The sequence below is a fragment of the Devosia subaequoris genome, from assembly GCF_014197055.1.
In the GTDB taxonomy this organism is placed as follows: domain Bacteria; phylum Pseudomonadota; class Alphaproteobacteria; order Rhizobiales; family Devosiaceae; genus Devosia; species Devosia subaequoris.
In genome coordinates this window covers 343,415-361,824 of sequence record NZ_JACIEW010000004.1, presented here as the reverse complement: position 1 = coordinate 361,824, position 18,410 = coordinate 343,415, and the positions used below count along the sequence as shown (strand labels likewise).

Sequence of the window (18,410 nt, the reverse complement as noted above, 5' to 3'; positions counted from 1 at the left end):
GCCACGCCCACCACCATGGCCGGCACACAAAAGCCCCTGATCGACCTCATTCTCGATACGCTGGATGACGCCAAGGCCGAAGAAACGGTCTCGGTGGACATCGTCGGCAAATCGTCTCTGGCCGACCACATGATCGTGACTTCAGGCCGTTCGCAGCGCCATGTCGGCGCCGTTGCCGACCAGGTCATCACCGCCCTGCGCGAGAACGGTTACGGCAAACCGCGCGTCGAAGGCCTGCCCCATTGCGACTGGGTCCTCTTGGACGCTGGCGACGTGATCCTGCATATCTTCCGCCCCGAAGTGCGTGAGTTCTACAACATCGAAAAGATGTGGCAGGCCGACTTCGCCGCCGACCAGCACTAGGCGCGATCACATCTTATGCGCATATCGATTGCGGCCATTGGCCGGATGAAGAGCGGGCCCGAGCGAGAGCTCGTGGCCCGTTATCTCGACCGGGCCAATGCCAGCGGCAAACCCCTGGCACTAACGGGGTTCGACGTTACTGAAATCAATGAATCGCGCGCCGGAAGCGCGGCTGCCCGCAAGGCGGAAGAGGCAAAGGCGCTGCGCGCGGCCTTGCCCGACGGCCTCACCGTGATGCTTGATGAGCGCGGCAAGGCCGTCGATTCAGAGCGTTTCGCCGCCCGGATCGGCCGCTGGCGCGACGACGGGCGGCCCGCCATCGGTTTTGTCATCGGTGGTGCCGATGGCATCGATCCCGATTTCGTGCACTCGGCAGATCTGGTGATCAGTTTCTCGCCCATGGTCTGGCCGCATCAGCTTGTGCGCATCATGCTGGCCGAACAGCTCTATCGCACAACCACCATATTGTCGGGTCACCCCTATCACCGCGGCGACTGATGCAATTCGAATTATGGTTAAGCCATGTTAACCGGCGGTTTGCCTCGGACTTGCTAGAGTGCCCCAATTGATTCGGGCCATGCCCTTTTTCTGGAGACGCCATGCCCTTGCGGCCGGCACATCGTTTCACGGCCCTGCTGGTGGGCGCCCTGCTGAGCGGCGCAGCGGCCTGGCCCATTTTGGCCCAGACAACGGCGCCCGACACCGTACCCGAGGTGGAATTGCGCCCCTCGCTGCCGCTCGATCCGGCCAGTGAGGCTGTAGCGCCGACACCCGTGGATGATCCGGCAACGCCCGCCGATGAGACCGCCGACCCGGCAGACGACAACGCCGCCGACCTTGAAGAGGTCGAAGCCACCCTCTCGCTCAGCCGCGAACGCATCGATGCCCTCAAGGCCGAGATCGCGGCCATGGAAGGGGATCGCACCCAGCAGACTGCCGCCCTGATCGCCGCCGCCCAGCGGGTCAAGCTGGCAGAAATCGAAGTCGCCGATGTCGAGGAACGCATTTCCGATCTGATCGTGCGTGAGCTTGAAGTGCGCGGTCGCCTGGATGGTGCCGATGCCGAAATTGCCAATGTGCTGGCCGCGCTGCAGCGCATTTCTCTCAATCCGCCTCCGGCCCTGATTGTCGATCCCGGCGATGCCCTGGGTTCTGCGCGCGGCGCCATGCTGATCGCTGCCATATTGCCGCAATTACGCGAACAGGCCGATACGGTCGCCGCCGATCTGCAGGCGCTGACAGACATCAAGCTGGCCGCCATGGCCGAGGAAGAAACTCTCAAGGCCAATCACGAGGTGCTTGAGGAAGAACAATTGCGCATTGCCACCCTGATCGCGGCGCGCCGGGCCGGCATTACCCAGATGAGTGCCGAACTCGAGGCTGAACAAGCCGAGGCCGTGGCCCTGGCCGAGCGCGCCAGCACCTTGCGCGAGCTGATTGGCGCCCTGTCCCAGCGAGCCGCCGCCGGTGCCACCGCCGCACCAGCCACCACCGATCCTGACCTGCCCCAGCTTTCGCCCGAGGCGATCGAACTGGCCTTTGCCGATCCGGCCCGTACCCAGCCGGCCGTGCCGTTTCCGCTGGCCCATGGCTATCTGGTGCCGCCTGCCAATGGGGTGACAGTGGTCGATTTTGGCGCCAATGACGGGCGGGGCGGCATCGCCCAGGGCCAATCCCTCGTCACCCGCGCCGAAGCGCAGGTCCTGGCCCCCGCCGACGGTTGGGTGCTTTATAAGGGGCCCTACCTCAATTATGGCCAGATCGTCATTATCAATGCCGGTGCCGGCTATACCGCCCTGCTCGCTGGCCTGGAGACCATTACCGCCGATATTGGTCAATTCGTGCAGATGGGCGAGCCGCTCGGAACCATGGGATCACGCACAATTGGGCGGACCGTAAGCACCAATGCTGGAAACGACCAGCCGACCCTTTATATTGAACTGCGAGAAAACAACGAGCCTTTCGACCCGGCCGGGTGGTGGGCCAGCCAAGAACAAACGGGATAATTAATCCATGCGCCTGACCACCCTTCGCCTTGCTGCTCTCGGTGCAGCAGTGCTGGTGCCCGCCACCGTGCTGATCGCTCAGGACCAATTGCTCGCCCAGGCCCCCGCAGATCCTGCGCCAGTGGAAGAGCAGCTGGAGCCCAACCCTAGCGGCGAACAGGCAGAGCCCACAGCCGCCGAGCGCGCCGCTGCACCGCGCGATCCGCTGGAGATCTATTCGGACCTCAATCTGTTCGGCGAAATCTTTGATCGTATCCGGGCCGAATATGTCGATCCGCCCGACGAGCAGGAACTGATCCGCGCTGCCATTCAGGGCATGCTGACCTCGCTCGACCCGCATTCGGGCTATCTGCCGCCCATCGAATATGCCGATATGCGCCAGGATACCTCGGGCCAGTTTGGCGGCCTGGGCGTCGAGATCATCATGGAAGAAGGGCTGATCAAGGTGGTTTCGCCCATTGATGACACGCCTGCCGCCCGCGCCGGCATCCTGTCCAACGATTTGATCATCGAGATTGATGGCCAGCAGGTTCAGGGCATGACCCAGGACGAGGCCGTCGAGAAAATGCGGGGCGAGGTCGGCACTCAGGTCACCATTACCGTGTTCCGTGAAGGCGTCGACGAGCCGCTCGAGTTCGAGTTGACCCGCGGCATCATCTCCATGCGCGCGGTGCGCTGGAGCATGGAGGGTGGCGAAACCGAAGGGGAAGGCGATATTGCCGTATTGCGCCTTTCACGCTTCTCCGAACAGGCCTTTGTCGGCATCGAACGAGCGATTGAAGACATCTATGCCGAACGCAACGATGTGCCCCCCCAGGGCATCATTCTGGACCTGCGTAACAACCCGGGCGGACTGGTAGATCAGTCAGTCTACGTCGCAGATGCTTTTCTCAATCGCGGGGCCGTGGTCTTGACCCGTGGCCGCTCGGAAAACGAAAGCGCCCGCTACGACGCCGCGCCCGATCCGCTCGACGCGCGCATTGCCGATGTGCCCATGGTGGTGCTGATCAATGGCGGATCGGCCTCCGCCGCCGAGATCGTGGCTGGCGCCTTGCAGGACCACAAGCGTGCCACGCTGGTCGGCACCCGCTCCTTTGGCAAGGGGTCGGTCCAGTCGATCATCTCACTGGGGCCCGACGGCGCCATGCGGCTGACCACCGCGCGCTATTACACGCCTGACAACCGCTCGATCCAGGCTCTGGGCATCACCCCGGATATCGACGTGCGCCAGGTTGTGCCCGAAGAGTTCCAGGGTCGCGACGAAATCATCGGCGAGGCCGGGCTTGACGGCCATATTACGGCCGAGGGCCAGGAAGAGGCCAGCGTCGGCTCGTCCGTCTATGTTCCGGCGGACAAGGCCGAGGACACCCAGCTTCAATACGCTCTCCGCCTGATCAAGGGCGAAGAGACCGACCCTGCCTTTCCGCCTACGGTGGAATAGCAGCGCACCATGATAGAATGAGGATGCGGCGGAGCTGATTCGCGCCGCATCCCGCAGCCTGCCTTGCCGGCAAAATAGAGCGAGGGGCTTTGCGGATCGAGAACGCGTCGGAACAAGGCTCCACCCCGGGGATGAGCGAAGCGCCAATGGCCAATGATCTGTCCACTCCGCTCACCGGGCGCCGGCGCCAGAAGCAGGAAACGGCCGCCAGGTTTCACTTTCCGCTGGCGCGCCTGCTGTTCACAGTCATTTTCCTGATCATTGGCGGGGTCGCTCTGCGCCTGATCCTGGTCGAAGACCCTGATGGCGGCCGCCCCAGCACCGAGGTGGCCATCACCTCCACGCGCGACGGCAATAGCATTGCCCAGAACGTCGCGAGCGGACCGGCTACCATCACCGCCGACCCGAACCAGTTCCCCGCTGATGGCTCCATGGTTGCGGTACCCGCACCGGGCAGCGCGATGCCCACGCCAGGCCAAAGCCCGAACAGCTTCGGTATTCTGCCGGACCTCAGCGAAGAAACCGCGCATGGTGCCATTCCCCGCACGTCCGGCACCGGCCTCACGCCCTTCCTGGCCTATCGCCGCGATGCCGGGACCCTGGCCGCGTCCAGCCAGCCCATGATCGCCATTGTCGTGACCGGGCTCGGGATCAATGAACAGGGGTCCCTCGATACCATCGATCAGTTGCCCGGCGAGGTGACCCTGGCCTTTGCGCCCTATGGCCGTTCGCTGCCCACTACCGTTGCCGCCGCACGCAGCGCGGGCCACGAAGTCATGCTTGAAATTCCCCTTGAGCCCTTTGACTATCCGCAAAACGATCCGGGCCCACACACCATGCTGACTGGCGAGACGCCCCGTAACAATCTCGAAAAACTGTTCTGGCTGATGGCCCGTTTCGGGGGCTATTTTGGCGTCATCAACAATATGGGCGCGCGTTTCACCGCCTCGGCCACCGATATGGCGCCGATCATGGAAGAGCTGGGGGCCCGGGGCCTGGGCTATCTCGACGATGGCTCATCCAACCGCTCGGTCGCAGCCCAACTCGCCGGCGCCAACAACGTGCCCTTCAGCCGCGCGGGCCAGGTCATCGACGCCAACCCGGCCCGTGCATCCATTCTCTCAGCACTTGCCAGCCTTGAGGCCCAGGCCATGGATACTGGCAGCGCCCTTGGTATTATCAGCGCATTGCCCATCTCTGTGCAGGCCGTCTCCGAATGGTCGCGCGAGCTCGATGCCAAGGGTATTGCGCTGGTTCCGGCCAGCGCCCTGATGCAATAGCGCGCCCCCCACGGGCGACCGCTGGTCGTTCGACCGGTACAAGCGATAGATAAAGGCCCGACCACCATGTCCGACGCCCCGCCTGATCGAAATTCCCTGCCCTATCGCGACTGCGTCGGCATTGCCGTGTTCAATGCTCATGGCAATGTGTTTTTCGGCCATCGCAAATCGGCCGGAGACCCGGACCAGTCGGCGGCTCATGGTTCGGCTTGGCAAATGCCCCAGGGCGGGATCGACAAGGGCGAGGACCCGCTCGGGGCGGCTCTGCGCGAACTGCACGAAGAAACCAACATCACCTCGGTGAGCCTGCTCGCCGAAGCCCCCGAATGGATCTATTACGACCTGCCTGACGACGTTTTGGGCAAGGCCTGGGAGGGCAAGTATCGCGGCCAGCGCCAGCGCTGGTTCGCCTTTGCCTTTACCGGTGATGAGGCTGAAATTGACGTCGCCGAACCGGCGGGCGGCAAACACCCGGCCGAATTTAACGCTTGGCGGTGGGAAAAGCTCAACCGTGCCCCTAGCCTGATCGTCCCATTCAAGCGCCCCGCCTATGAAAAAGTCGTCGAGGCGTTCCGCGACATTCCGCAACGCTTTACCCACGTTTGAGCCCACCCATGAAGACCATTGGCCTGATCGGCGGCATGAGCTGGGAATCCAGCGCCCATTATTATCGCGTTCTCAACCAGGAAATGGCACGGCGTCTGGGCGGGCTGCATTCAGCGCCCGTCATCATGCACTCGGTCGATTTCGCCCCGATTGCCGAGATGCAGTCCGCAGGCGATTGGGAGGCCGCCGGCCGGCAGTTGAACGCCGTAGCCCAAGGCCTGGAGCGCGCAGGAGCCAGGGTCCTGGGTCTGGCCACCAACACTATGCATGTGGTGTCCGACACCATGCTCGAGGGCATCACCACCCCGTTCATCCATATCGCCGATCCGACCGCTAAATCCCTGCTCGGGGATGGCTATGACACGGTGGGTCTGCTCGGCACGCGTTTCACCATGGAGATGGACTTCTACAAGCAGCGCCTGGTCAGCCATGGCCTCAATGTGCTGGTGCCCGAAGTGGATCACACCAATCTGAACGGCATCATCTATGAGGAATTGTGCAAAGGCATTGTGCGCGACGAATCGCGCCGAACCTACCAGACCGCAATTGATCGCATGGCTGCGCGCGGCGCCCAGGCCGTCATTCTGGGCTGCACCGAGATCGGTATGCTGATCGATGACGCCACCAGCGCCTTGCCTACTTACGACACCACCGATCTGCATGCCCGGGCTCTGGTGGACGCCGCACTCCAGGACTAGCGGAACTATGCCGCCCTGCAGGACGTGCCCGTCTCTGGCGTGTCCACCGGACCATCGAGCTGGAAGATGCCGACAATGCTGTCCAGCGTCTGCGTCCGCCCTTCGGTCTGGGCAATGACCGCATTGGTCTGCTCCACCAGCGCCGCGTTATGCTGGGTCATCTGATCGAGCGTGCGCACCGCCGTATTGACCTCCTCGATCGAGGCGGCCTGCTCCCGGCTCGCCCGGGCAATGGTCCGCACCAAGACACTATTTTCCTCGACCGCATCGAGCATGGCCTTGAGCCGCTCACCAGCGGCAGCGACCAGGCCTGAACCGCCCTTCACCTCGTCGGCGCTTCTTTCCACCAGCGCCTTGACCTCGGACGACGCCTGCGCCGCCGATTGCGCCAGGCGCCGCACTTCTACGGCCACCACGGCAAAACCCTTGCCCGCGTCACCGGCCCGTGCCGCCTCCACCGACGCATTGAGCGCCAACAGGTTCGTCTGGAAGGCGATATCGTCGATCATGCCGATAATATTGGAGATCTTGGCCGAGGACTGGGTGATCCGCTCCATCGCGCCTGTCGCTTCTCCCATCACCGCACCGCTCTCGGCTGCAGCCTTGGCCACTGTCTCCGCCTTGCCGGCAGCTTCTTCAGCCATGCCCGCATTGCTGGCCACGGTTCCGGCCAGCTCTTCCATGGTCGCCGAGGTTTCCTCGATGGTCGCTGCCTGGCGTGTTGTGCGTTCGCTGAGGTCATTGGCGCCGCTGAGCAGTTCGCCGCTGGCGGCGCGCAACGAACGCGTGGTGATCCGCAACTGTCCAACCACGTCGGCAAATCGGGTGATCGTGCCATTGAGGGCGACCCGCAGGTCTTCGAATTCGGGCGGGAAAGTCGTGTCGATTGTCTGGGTGAGATCGCCCCCTGCCAGACTTTTCAAACCGGCCCCGACGGTGGCAACCGACTGCTTGCGTGCCGTCACATCGGTCGCGAACTGCACGATCTTGTAGGGCACGCCTTCAGTGTCGCTGATCGGCGTAAAAGTGCTCTGGATCCAAACTTCATCGCCACCCCTGGCGCGCCGGCGATATTCGCCGCTCTTGAAAGCCCCCGAGGCCAGTTCGCGCCAGAAGGTCTTGTACTCGCTGCTGGTCGGTTCGGCATCGAACAGAAACAGCGCATTGGGTCGCCCGGCAACGTCCTCCAGCCGGTAACCAAGCAGCTCGAGGAAATTCTCATTGGCCGTCAGCACGGTGCCGTCGAGATCGAATTCGACCACGATCTGGCTGCGAGAGATAGCCTGCAATTGCCCGGTGTGATCGGCGGCTTCTGCCATGTGTTGCCGGGCTTGCGCGTCGAGCGCCGCCTTTTCCGTGCCATTGCAGCGGAACACCTCGACCGCCCGCGCCATCGCCCCGATTTCATTGCGCCGCTCCGTATACGGCACGCCAGCATCAAGATCGCCCGCGGCAATCGTGTCCATGGCAGCGGCCAGATGCGGTATCGGGCGGGTGAGCACACGGGCCACAAGCAAGGCGAATATGGCCACCAGGATAACTGCCAACAGGCTTGTACCGCCCAGCACCAGCATGGTCTGCGACATCAGGGCTTCAAAGGGCGCCTTGTCAACGAGGACCATCAAAGCCCCGATCACCACACCTTCGCTCGTCGCGATGGGTTCGTAGCGCACCAGGTGATCGCGGCCATCCAGGGTCATCTCGCCGCGAACCGACTGATTGGCATTGAGCGTGTCGAACAGCGGCGTCCCCGCCACGATGGGCATCTCCATCATCCGTTCGCCCTCGGCATCACTCAGACTGGTACTGCCAATCAGAAAGTCCGGGCTGACTTCGGGGTCGAGTACATACACAGCCGCATGCGCGCCGGACACACCGGCCACCGCATCAATGACATTGTGGTTGCGGAACCTGGGCATGTTGCGCGCGCTCAGCGCTTCGACATTGCCGCTCTCCCCAACGCTCACCTCGAGACTGGGCAGGTTGACCTGAAAAATCTGGGCCGCGATGCGGGTCGTGTTGGTCAAAGCGGCGGTGGCATCGCGCTCCACCGATCCGCTCAGGCTGAAGTACAGGCTGACCAGCACCGCCACTATGGCAAAGACTATGGCACCGATGGTCAGGCTGGAGATGGCAAAGGTCAGGCGCAGATTGCCTAGCAGCTTGGTCATTTTCTTGTCCCCGCAGACCGGACTTCTGTCCGGCGATCACCAATTGGCAGCAAGAGTGCGCCCGAAGCGTTAAGCAGACGTTTAAGACAAGAAGAACTGCAACTACATCAATGACTTGCATAAGTATTGGGCGACCTGCCCATTTCAAATGCATAAAAAAAGCCGCCCCAACAATGGGGCGGCTGAAAATTCTTGTTTTTGCGAGACGGTTAGTGCACGTGCGCACCGTCGATGTGCTGGGATTCGATCGCCAGGTTCAGCAGGGCCGATACCACTTCCTGGGCATAGGACTTGTCTTCCGGCGTGGCCGCACGGTTGAGTTCTTCCTCGGCTGCCTTGATCTGCTCCTGCAGGTCGCCATGGTCAAACTCGGAGAATGGCACCGACTGTTCGGCCAAAATGGTCAGGCCCGAAGCCGACACATCGGCAAAGCCGCCTTTGACGAAATAGACGTCAGCTGCGCCCCCCGACTTGGCAACGGTAATAAAGCCCGGCTTGAGCGTAGTCATGAACGGCGCATGGTCGTCCATCACTGTGAAATAGCCTTCCTTGCCCGGCACGGTGACCGACACAACGGTCTCGGACAGCACCAGTCGCTCTGGCGATACGATGTCGATCTGGAGGCCTTCAGCCATTTTTCTTGTCCTTTGGCAGAGAGGTCTGGATGTTCATCCAGACCCCATAAGCGAGACGGGAGCGGACCAAGCCGGCCCGCGACCGAACTTAGGCGGCCTGAGCGGCCAGCTTCTGCGCCTTGGCGACAGCGTCCTCGATGGTGCCCACCATGTAGAAGGCTGCCTCGGGCAGGTGATCATACTCGCCAGCCACCAGGCCCTTGAAGCCCTTGATGGTGTCTTCAAGCGAGACGAACACGCCCGGCGAACCGGTGAACACTTCGGCCACATCGAAGGGCTGGCTCATGAAGCGCTCGATCTTGCGGGCGCGAGCCACGGTCAGCTTGTCCTCTTCGGACAGCTCGTCCATGCCCAGGATCGCGATGATGTCCTGCAGCGCTTTGTATTTCTGCAGAATTGCCTGCACATCGCGAGCCACCTGGTAGTGCTCTTCGCCAACCACATGCGGATCGAGAATGCGCGAGTTCGAGGCCAGCGGATCCACAGCAGGGTAAATACCCTTTTCCGAAATCGCACGGTTAAGCACGGTCACGGCGTCGAAGTGGGCGAACGAGGTGGCCGGGGCCGGGTCGGTCAAGTCGTCAGCGGGCACATACACGGCCTGCACCGAAGTGATCGAGCCCTTGTTGGTGGTGGTAATGCGCTCCTGCATCTCACCCATGTCGGTCGCCAGGGTTGGCTGGTAACCCACGGCGGAGGGGATGCGACCCAGCAGAGCCGACATTTCGGCGCCGGCCTGGGTGAAGCGGAAGATGTTGTCCACGAAGAACAGCACGTCCTGACCCTTGTCGCGGAAGTTCTCTGCGATGGTGAGGCCGGTCAGCGCCACACGGGCACGCGCACCCGGCGGTTCGTTCATCTGGCCAAACACCAGAGCCGCCTTGGAGCCGGCAGCCGAACCGCCATTTTCCTTGGGGTCCTTGTTCACGCCCGATTCGATCATTTCGTGGTAGAGGTCGTTGCCCTCGCGAGTGCGCTCGCCAACGCCGGCAAACACCGAGTAACCACCATGGGCCTTGGCGACGTTGTTGATCAGTTCCTGGATCAGCACGGTCTTGCCCACGCCGGCGCCGCCCATCAGGCCAACCTTACCGCCACGAGCATAAGGGGCGATCATGTCCACCACCTTGATGCCGGTGACCAGAACCTCACTTTCGGGGTTCTGATCGGCAAATTTGGGAGCTTCCTGGTGAATTTCGCGGATCGCTTCACCAGCAATCGGGCCCGCCTCATCGATCGGCTCGCCGATCACATTCATGATGCGACCCAGTGTCGCCTCGCCAACCGGGACCGAAATCGCGGTGCCCAGATCGGTCACTTCGGCGCCGCGCACGAGGCCTTCGGTGGTGTCCATGGCGATGGTGCGCACGGCATTCTCGCCAAGGTGCTGGGCTACTTCGAGCACCAGGCGCTGACCATTATTGGTGGTTTCAAGCGCGTTCAGGATGGCGGGCAGGTGATCGTCGAACACCACGTCAACGACGGCGCCAATGACCTGCGAAACGCGACCGGCCTTCTTTTCTGCCATTTGTTCGTCCTCGCTGATGGGTTAGAGCGCTTCCGCGCCCGAAATGATTTCGATAAGTTCTTTGGTGATCTGGGCCTGACGCTGGCGGTTGTAGCTCAGCTGCAGCTTGTTGATCATTTCGCCGGCATTGCGGGTCGCATTGTCCATTGCGGACATCTGCGCACCGTAGAACGAGGCGCTGTTTTCGAGCAGCGCGCGTAGCACCTGCACCGAGATGTTGCGTGGCAACAGGTCCTCGACGATGGCTTCTTCGCTCGGCTCATATTCGTACGGAACCGCTGGCGCATCGACCTCGCCTTCGGCTTCGAGCTTTTCCAGCTTGGCCGGGATCAGCTGATGGGCCGTTGGCACTTGGCTGATCACCGAACCGAACTTGGCAAAGTACAGCGTAGCCACGTCGAACTCGCCGGCGGCGAACAGCTCAAGTACCTTGTCGGCGACTTGCTGGGCCTGGGTGAAACCGACCTGCTTCACTTCGCGGAAGTTGAAAGTATCCACGATCAGTTCCGGATATTGCCGGCGCAGAATGTCATGGCCCTTGCGGCCCACGGTCAGGATTTTGACTGTTTTGCCCTGGCTGATCAGCTTTTGCGCGTGATCGCGGGCGAGGCGCGCGATGGACGAGTTGAACCCGCCCGCCAGACCGCGCTCGCCGGTGGCAACCACCAGCAGGTGAACCTGGTCCTTGCCGGTACCGCCAAGCAGTGCCGGGGCGTTTTCCTGTCCATCATAGACCGCGCCAAGCGCGGCCAGCACCTTGCCCATGCGTTCAGCATAGGGGCGCGCAGCCTCGGCAGCTTCCTGGGCGCGGCGGAGTTTTGCCGCCGCAACCATCTGCATGGCCTTGGTGATCTTCTGGGTCGATCTGACCGAGTCGATCCTGTTTTTTAGGTCCTTTAGCGACGGCATGGCCTGTCGTCTCCTTCAGGGCTTAAGCCGCGTAGGTCTTCTTGATCTCGTCAAGAGCGGACTTGAGCTGGCTGCGGGTGTCATCGCTCAGAGCCTTCTCGGTGGCGATGGTCGACAGGATGGCCGAATATTTCGAGCGCATCGCGCTCAATACGGTCTGCTCGAAATCATTCACCTTGTTGACCGGGATCGAGTCCAGATAGCCGTTGGCGCCGGCAAAGATCACGGCCACCTGCTCTTCTGTCTTGAGCGGGCTGAACTGAGGCTGCTTGAGCAGCTCGGTCAGACGGGCGCCGCGGTTGAGCAGACGCTGGGTTGCAGCATCAAGGTCGGAACCGAACTGGGCAAAGGCCGCCATTTCGCGGTACTGCGACAGCTCGCCCTTGAGCGACCCGGCAACCTGCTTCATCGCCTTGATCTGGGCCGACGAACCAACGCGGGACACCGACAGACCCACGTTCACGGCCGGGCGAATGCCCTGGAAGAACAGGTTGGTCTCAAGGAAAATCTGGCCGTCGGTGATCGAGATCACGTTGGTCGGAATATAGGCCGACACGTCGTTGGCCTGGGTTTCAATCACCGGCAGCGCGGTCAACGAACCAAGACCATGGTCTTCGTTCATCTTGGCGGCGCGCTCGAGCAGGCGGCTGTGCAGGTAGAACACGTCACCCGGATAAGCCTCGCGGCCCGGCGGACGGCGCAGCAGCAGCGAAAGCTGGCGATAGGCGACGGCCTGCTTGGTCAGATCGTCATAGGCGATCACGGCATGCTTGCCATTGTCGCGGAACCACTCGCCGATGGCGCAGCCGGTGAACGGGGCGATGTACTGGAGCGGGGCGGCTTCCGAAGCGGTCGCGGCAATCACCACCGAGTATTGCAGGGCACCGGCTTCTTCGAGCTGCTTGACGAACTGAGCCACGGTCGAGCGCTTCTGGCCGACGGCGACATAGATGCAGAACAGCTTGTCGGTATCCGAAGCATCGGCGTCGTGAGCCGGCTTCTGGTTGAGGAAAGTATCGAGAATGATCGCGGACTTGCCGGTCTGACGGTCGCCAATGATCAACTCGCGCTGACCGCGGCCGATCGGGATCAGCGCGTCGATAGCCTTGAGGCCCGTCGACATCGGCTCGTGCACCGACTTGCGCGGCAGAATGCCTGGCGCCTTGACGTCAACGCGGCGACGCTCGGTGTGCTCGATCGGACCCTTGCCGTCGATCGGGTTGCCCAGACCATCGACCACGCGGCCGAGCAGGCCCGGACCAACGGGCGTGTCCACGATAGCGCCGGTGCGCTTGACGACATCGCCTTCCTTGATGGCGCGGTCATTGCCGAAGATCACGACGCCGACATTGTCGGTTTCGAGGTTCAGGGCCATGCCACGAACGCCACCGGGGAATTCGACCAGTTCACCAGCCTGCACGTTGTCGAGGCCATAGACGCGGGCAATACCGTCGCCGACGGAGAGCACCTGACCAACTTCGGAAACCTGGGCTTCCTGGCCGAAATTCTTGATCTGGTCCTTGAGGATCGCAGAAATTTCCGCGGCTTTGATGTCCATTATCCGACCTCTTTCATGGCGATTTTCATCGCAGCGAGTTTTGTCTTGAGTGAGCTATCGATCATCTGGCTGCCGACCTTCACCTGAAGGCCACCGATCAGCGAGGGATCGACGAATTGATTGAGCGTCACGGTCTTGCCCAGCTTGGCCTTGAGCGTTTCAGCCAGGGCCTGGGCCTGCGCATCCGTCAAAGGCGCGGCGGAGGTGACGTCGGCCGTGGTCTCGCCGCGGGCGGTAGCGGCCAGCTCGCGGAATACGGCAATAATATTGTCCAGGGCGAACAAGCGCCCGTTAGCGGCGACCAGGCGCAGGAAATTGGCCACCAGCGGGTTGACCTGGGCCTTGGCCAGAATCGCGTCGAGTGCCGCGGCTTTCACGTCGCCGGAAATCACCGGGGACCGCAAATAGCGCGAAAAGTCGTCGCTTTCGCCGATCAGTCGGGAAATGTCGGACAGCCCGGTTTCCACCGAAGCCAATTGGTTCTCGCTCTGTGCGAGATCAAACAGCGCCGACGCATATGGCCGCGCAATCTGGGTAAGCACTGAATTCTGCGCTGCCAATGCCGCTTCACCCTCTTGTTGGCCGATCCTCTTTTAGGCTTCGTTGACCGAAACCCGGACGGCTTATGAACGCTTGGACGTGCTCGGAAACGGGCCGCGAGCCGGACCCCTGAAAAGTCGCGCCCGCTCTATCACAAGCCGCGCGCGCCACGCAAGGCTCCGGGGGCGGATTCAACCATGTCGAAAGTGTCGCACTTCGAAGGCGGTCCGAAGGATGAAAGGCTCCTGTGGAGCCTTTCAAGCCGAGAAGGCCATGAGAGCTACGCTCGAATGGCAGAAAGCTGTGGGGCAAATCTCGCCAGTGGCGTGGTTTGAGGCGAGGAGGCCACGAAGCCTGTGGCTGGCAGGAACATGCCCCCCGCCCCGCTACATGAAGCTCATCGGATCGATATCCACCTGCACCTTCAAATCCCCCTTCGGCCTGTCCGCATTGCTGAGCCAGAAGCGCACATAACCCGAGAGGTCAAAATCCTTGCCCGATTGGGCCAGCAGCCGCACCCGGTGCCGCCCACGGATCATGGCGACGGGCGCATCGGCCGGCCCGAACAGGCGTACTCCCTCGGCCATTGGCGCTGCCGAAAGCAGGGTTCGGGCAAAACCCATCGCCGTCTGCTGCGCATTGGCCGAGACAATCAGCGCCGCCAACCGCCCAAAGGGCGGCATGCCGCCGGCCTCGCGCGCTATCAATTCCTGCGCATAGAAAGCCTCGCGGTCCCCCGAAACCATCGCCTTCATCACGGGATGGTCGGGATGGTAGGTTTGCAGGAACGCCTTACCATGGCGCGAGGCCCGCCCGGCCCGCCCGGCCACCTGCGTCAAGATCTGAAACGTCTTCTCCGCCGCGCGCGGATCACCATGCGCCAGCCCCAGATCGGCATCGAGCACACCCACCACCGACAGCTTTTCGAAATGGTGCCCCTTCGAAACCAGCTGGGTACCAATGATCAGATCAAACTCGCCGCGCTCGATTTCCGAAAAGCGTTCGCGCAACTGGGCATGGCTGCCCATATCGGTGGAGAGCAGCACCCGCCGCGCATCGGGAAAACGCGCCGCCGCTTCCTCGGCGACCCGTTCCACACCCGGCCCCACTGCCACCAGGCTCTCGGTGTCGCCGCATTCCCCGCACACTTTTGGCGTGCGCATTTCGTGCCCGCAATGATGACACGTCAACACGCCGCGAAAGCGATGTTCCACCATCCAGCTCGAACAGTCCGGGCATTGATATTGATGCCCGCAGGAGCGGCACAGGGTCAGTGGTGCATAGCCCCGCCGATTCAGAAACAATAGCGCCTGTTCACCCCGATCGAGCGCCGCAAACACTTCCCTTGCCAGGGCGGGCGCGATCCATTCGCCTTTTTCCGGCCCGTCGGTCCGCATGTCGATGGCCGTAACGTCAGGCATGGCCGCTTCGGCAAACCGGCTTTCCAGCGTGACATGGGCATAGCGGCCATGATTGGCATTATTGCGTGATTCGACCGATGGCGTCGCCGAGGACAGCACCACCCGTGCCTGGGCCAGATTGGCGCGCACAATGGCCATGTCGCGCGCATGATAGGTAAAGCCGTCCGATTGCTTGTAGGCGCCGTCATGCTCTTCATCGAGCACCATCAGCCCGAGTTGCCGAAACGGCAGGAACAGTGCTGAGCGCGCGCCCACCACGGCCCGAACCGATCCTTCAAGGACGCCACGCCACACCTTGGCCCGTTGCGCCGGCGTCATGTCCGAGTGCCACTCCGCCGGCCTCGTCCCGAAGCGCCGGGTAAAGCGGTCAATAAAGGTATTGGTCAGGGCAATCTCGGGCAAAAGCACCAGCGCCTGCCGCCCCGCACGGAGCGTATCGGCTACTGCCTCGAAAAACACTTCAGTTTTGCCGCCCCCGGTCACCCCATCGAGCAGCGCCACGCCAAAGGCGTTCACATCGAGCGCCAGGATCTGGTCCAGCGCCTGTTTCTGTTCGGGGTTGAGCTGCGCCGGGTTGTCGTCCGGGTTGGGAGGCATCACCACCGGGGGAGCCGGCATTTCGATCTTTTCGACCGCCCCGGCCCGCGCCAGCCCGTCGATCACCGAGCTGGACACCCCGCTGGCCCCGACCAGCGCCGGCTTGGGCCAGGCCATGTCATCCATCAGGCAATCGAGCACCCGCAGGCGCGCCGGCGTCAGCCTTTCCGGCTCATGCCCGGTGCGCCGATAGGCGATCACCGGCTTGGGCTGATCGAGCGCTTCGGGCGAACGCAGCACGCCGCGCAGCACCTGGCCCGGTGCCGTCAGCGTGTAGCGCGCCACCCATTCGACCAGTTTGAGCAGTTCTTCGGACAGTGGCGGCACGTCATAGGCCTGGGCAATCTCGCGCAACCGGTTATGGGCAATCATGTCCTTGGCCGGCCCCCAGACCACGCCCAGGATCAGCCGCGGCCCCAGCGGCACGGCCACGATGGAGCCGCGCGTCACGCTCATCCCTGCAGGCACGCGATAGCTATAGGGGCCCTCCACGGCCACTCCCACCATCACTGCGACAATGTCTGGACGATCGATCATTTGTGCCTGTTCTGTTCGCATGTTCTTTTAGATAGGAAAGCACCGCGATTCGGCTAGGCCCGGACTTAAGACCGGATTTACCGAACGGGCCACAAGATGCGTTCCATGACCGATAGCGCCTTTGCCACTGATGAATTTGTCCGCGCCCGTATCGACGCCTGGCTGCGCGAACTGGGTTCGGTGCGCCGCCTGGCACCCAAAACGCTCGAAGCCTATGGGCGCGATCTGGGCCAGTTCATGGGCTTTCTCTCCGGTCATATGGGCGGTCCGGTGACACTTGAATCGTTAAAGGAGCTGCGTGGCGCCGATATCCGCGCCTTCATGGCCAGACGCCGCAGCGAAAGCCTGGGGTCGCGCTCGCTGGCGCGTGTGCTCTCGGCTTTGAAAAGCTTCTTCGGCTTTCTTGAGCGCGAGGGCACCCTGGTCACTGACGCCTTCAATGTTATTCGCACCCCGAAAATCCCGCGCTCCCTGCCCAAGGCCCTGAGCGTGGTGGAAGCAAAAAAGACCATTGCCACCACCGATGAGATCGAAGACCGCCCCTGGGTGGCAGCGCGCGATATGGCCGTCATTTCGCTGTGCTATGGCGCGGGCCTGCGTATTTCAGAAGCCCTGGCGCTGACCAAGGCGGATCTGGAGGCCGATACGCTCAGGGTCACCGGCAAGGGTGGCAAGGTGCGCATGGTGCCGCTGATCGCACCAGTCCGGCAGGCCATCGACACCTATCTTTCGCTGACCCCGTTCAAGCTCTGGCCCGAGGATGCTCTGTTCCGTGGCGTGCGCGGCGGCGTGCTCTCGCCCCGGCTGATTCAGTTGCGCATGGCCCAATTGCGCGGGGCCCTCGGCCTGCCGCCCTCGGCCACCCCCCACGCGCTTCGCCATTCCTTTGCCACCCACCTGCTGGGCAAGGGTGGAGATTTGCGCGCCATTCAGGAATTGCTGGGTCATGCCAGCCTCTCGTCCACCCAGATCTACACCGCCGTCGATACCGAACGTCTGCTCGATAGCTATACCAAGGCCCATCCGCGCAGCTGACCCCAGGTAGACGGATTTGCCGTGATCCGGCTTTCAAAGCGCAAGCGCTGAGCCTAAAGCTGGATCAAAGGACAACCTGCGATGCCCGACGGATCGACCCGTACCGCCCCTGCGATCGACACTATTGGCTATAGCTTGGCCTTCGCTGGTGCAGCCCTGTTTTCGACCAAGGGCATCTTCATCAAGCTCGCCTTTGCGCAGGGCGTCTCCACCGAAGCGACACTGGCCCTGCGTATGCTGGTGGCGCTGCCCGTCTATCTGGTGATCCTGCTTTCCCTGCTGCGGCGCAATCCCCAATTGCGCGGCCTCATCACGCCCAGACGCCTTCTGGCCACCATGGCGGTAGGGATACTGGGCTATTATGTCGCGAGCTATCTCGATTTCGCCGGCCAGGCCTTTGTCACCGCGCAATATGAACGACTGGTGCTGTTCACCTATCCGTTCTTCGTACTGTTGTTCGGCGTGCTGTTCTTCGGTGACCGCATGAGCTGGAATCTGCTTCCGGCCATGGGCCTGAGCTATGGTGGCCTGCTCGTGATCTTTGCCTGGAACCTCACGGTGCGGCCCGAAGGTCTGTTTTTGGGCACCGCCCTGGTGCTGGGATCAGCCATCACCTTCGCTTTCTACCAGCACCTAGCCAAGCGGCAAATGCTGGTGCTGGGCTCGGCCCTGTTTACCTGCATCGGCATGTCGACAGCAGCCCTGCTCGCCATTGGGCAAAGCCTCATGGTCGATGGTGCGCAAAGCTATCTGCAATACAATGCAGAAGTTTGGCTTCTCGGTTTCATGCTGGGCATATTCGGTACTGTTCTGCCGTCTTTCCTGCTCAATGCTGGCATTGCCCGCATCGGCGCCCGCGCCACCTCTTCGACCGCCTCATTCGGCCCGATCGTCACGATCGTCCTGGCCGTTTTCATCCTGGGTGAGCAATTCACCCTGTTTCACGCGGCGGGCACCGCCATGGTGCTGGCCGGTTCCTGGCTATTCGCCCGGCTCGAATCGACCAACCGCGCCAGGCTGGCCCAGCTTTAGCCCTTCTGGCCGCTGCCAAGCCGCGCTAAGATGTACCCAAAGGTGACGAGAAC

At 62.3% G+C, this 18,410-nt stretch carries 16 protein-coding genes; 9 read left to right on the top strand and 7 right to left on the bottom strand.

Annotated features, from left to right (window positions below; genetic code table 11):
* The first annotated feature begins 15 nt into the window (after positions 1-15).
* From rsfS to GGR20_RS10455, 7 genes are all read left to right on the top strand, one after another.
* Positions 16-363 (top strand): ribosome silencing factor, encoded by a 348-nt coding sequence (rsfS, locus tag GGR20_RS10485; protein WP_246349552.1) that lies wholly within the window; start codon positions 16-18, stop codon positions 361-363.
* A 15-nt stretch (positions 364-378) separates the two neighbouring features.
* Positions 379-861, top strand: a complete 483-nt coding sequence (gene rlmH, locus GGR20_RS10480) for a 23S rRNA (pseudouridine(1915)-N(3))-methyltransferase RlmH (RefSeq protein WP_183311195.1) — start codon at positions 379-381, stop codon at positions 859-861.
* A gap of 101 nt (positions 862-962) precedes the next feature.
* On the top strand, positions 963-2,369 hold the full coding sequence (locus tag GGR20_RS10475; RefSeq protein WP_183311194.1) for a murein hydrolase activator EnvC family protein: 1,407 nt from the start codon (positions 963-965) through the stop codon (positions 2,367-2,369).
* A gap of 7 nt (positions 2,370-2,376) precedes the next feature.
* On the top strand, positions 2,377-3,810 hold the full coding sequence (locus tag GGR20_RS10470) for a S41 family peptidase (protein ID WP_183311193.1): 1,434 nt from the start codon (positions 2,377-2,379) through the stop codon (positions 3,808-3,810).
* A gap of 131 nt (positions 3,811-3,941) precedes the next feature.
* Positions 3,942-5,090, top strand: coding sequence for a divergent polysaccharide deacetylase family protein (locus GGR20_RS10465; protein WP_183311192.1), 1,149 nt, complete (start codon positions 3,942-3,944; stop codon positions 5,088-5,090).
* A gap of 66 nt (positions 5,091-5,156) precedes the next feature.
* A complete protein-coding gene (locus GGR20_RS10460) occupies positions 5,157-5,696 on the top strand; it encodes an RNA pyrophosphohydrolase (protein ID WP_183311191.1) in 540 nt (179 codons plus the stop codon).
* 8 nt (positions 5,697-5,704) lie between these two features.
* The gene (locus GGR20_RS10455) at positions 5,705-6,394 is read left to right on the top strand and encodes an aspartate/glutamate racemase family protein (RefSeq protein WP_183311190.1); all 690 of its coding nucleotides are present in this window, start codon (positions 5,705-5,707) and stop codon (positions 6,392-6,394) included.
* Positions 6,395-6,399: 5 nt separating this feature from the next.
* Here GGR20_RS10455 and GGR20_RS10450 read toward each other — a convergent pair whose 3' ends face one another.
* The 7 genes from GGR20_RS10450 to GGR20_RS10420 form a co-directional block, all read right to left on the bottom strand.
* A complete protein-coding gene (locus GGR20_RS10450; RefSeq protein WP_183311189.1) occupies positions 6,400-8,565 on the bottom strand; it encodes a methyl-accepting chemotaxis protein in 2,166 nt (721 codons plus the stop codon).
* Positions 8,566-8,774: 209 nt separating this feature from the next.
* Positions 8,775-9,200, bottom strand: coding sequence for a F0F1 ATP synthase subunit epsilon (locus GGR20_RS10445; RefSeq protein ID WP_183311188.1), 426 nt, complete (start codon positions 9,198-9,200; stop codon positions 8,775-8,777).
* Between the two features lie 88 nt (positions 9,201-9,288).
* Complete coding sequence (gene atpD, locus GGR20_RS10440; protein WP_183311187.1) at positions 9,289-10,728, bottom strand: F0F1 ATP synthase subunit beta; 1,440 nt, start codon at positions 10,726-10,728, stop codon at positions 9,289-9,291.
* A 21-nt stretch (positions 10,729-10,749) separates the two neighbouring features.
* The gene (locus GGR20_RS10435; protein ID WP_183311186.1) at positions 10,750-11,637 is read right to left on the bottom strand and encodes a F0F1 ATP synthase subunit gamma; all 888 of its coding nucleotides are present in this window, start codon (positions 11,635-11,637) and stop codon (positions 10,750-10,752) included.
* Between the two features lie 22 nt (positions 11,638-11,659).
* The gene (gene atpA / locus GGR20_RS10430) at positions 11,660-13,195 is read right to left on the bottom strand and encodes a F0F1 ATP synthase subunit alpha (RefSeq protein ID WP_183311185.1); all 1,536 of its coding nucleotides are present in this window, start codon (positions 13,193-13,195) and stop codon (positions 11,660-11,662) included.
* Complete coding sequence (locus GGR20_RS10425; RefSeq protein WP_183311184.1) at positions 13,195-13,755, bottom strand: F0F1 ATP synthase subunit delta; 561 nt, start codon at positions 13,753-13,755, stop codon at positions 13,195-13,197. The genes atpA and GGR20_RS10425 overlap by 1 nt, the downstream gene beginning before the upstream one ends.
* Before the next feature lie 366 nt (positions 13,756-14,121).
* On the bottom strand, positions 14,122-16,290 hold the full coding sequence (locus GGR20_RS10420) for a primosomal protein N' (RefSeq protein ID WP_183311183.1): 2,169 nt from the start codon (positions 16,288-16,290) through the stop codon (positions 14,122-14,124).
* Between the two features lie 105 nt (positions 16,291-16,395).
* On the opposite strand from GGR20_RS10420, the gene GGR20_RS10415 reads away from it, so the two are divergent.
* Both GGR20_RS10415 and GGR20_RS10410 read left to right on the top strand, forming a co-directional pair.
* Entirely contained in the window at positions 16,396-17,325 is a 930-nt protein-coding gene (locus GGR20_RS10415) for a tyrosine recombinase XerC (RefSeq protein ID WP_183311182.1), read from the top strand.
* 81 nt (positions 17,326-17,406) lie between these two features.
* Positions 17,407-18,357, top strand: coding sequence for a DMT family transporter (locus GGR20_RS10410; RefSeq protein ID WP_183311181.1), 951 nt, complete (start codon positions 17,407-17,409; stop codon positions 18,355-18,357).
* The last annotated feature ends 53 nt before the right edge of the window (positions 18,358-18,410 follow it).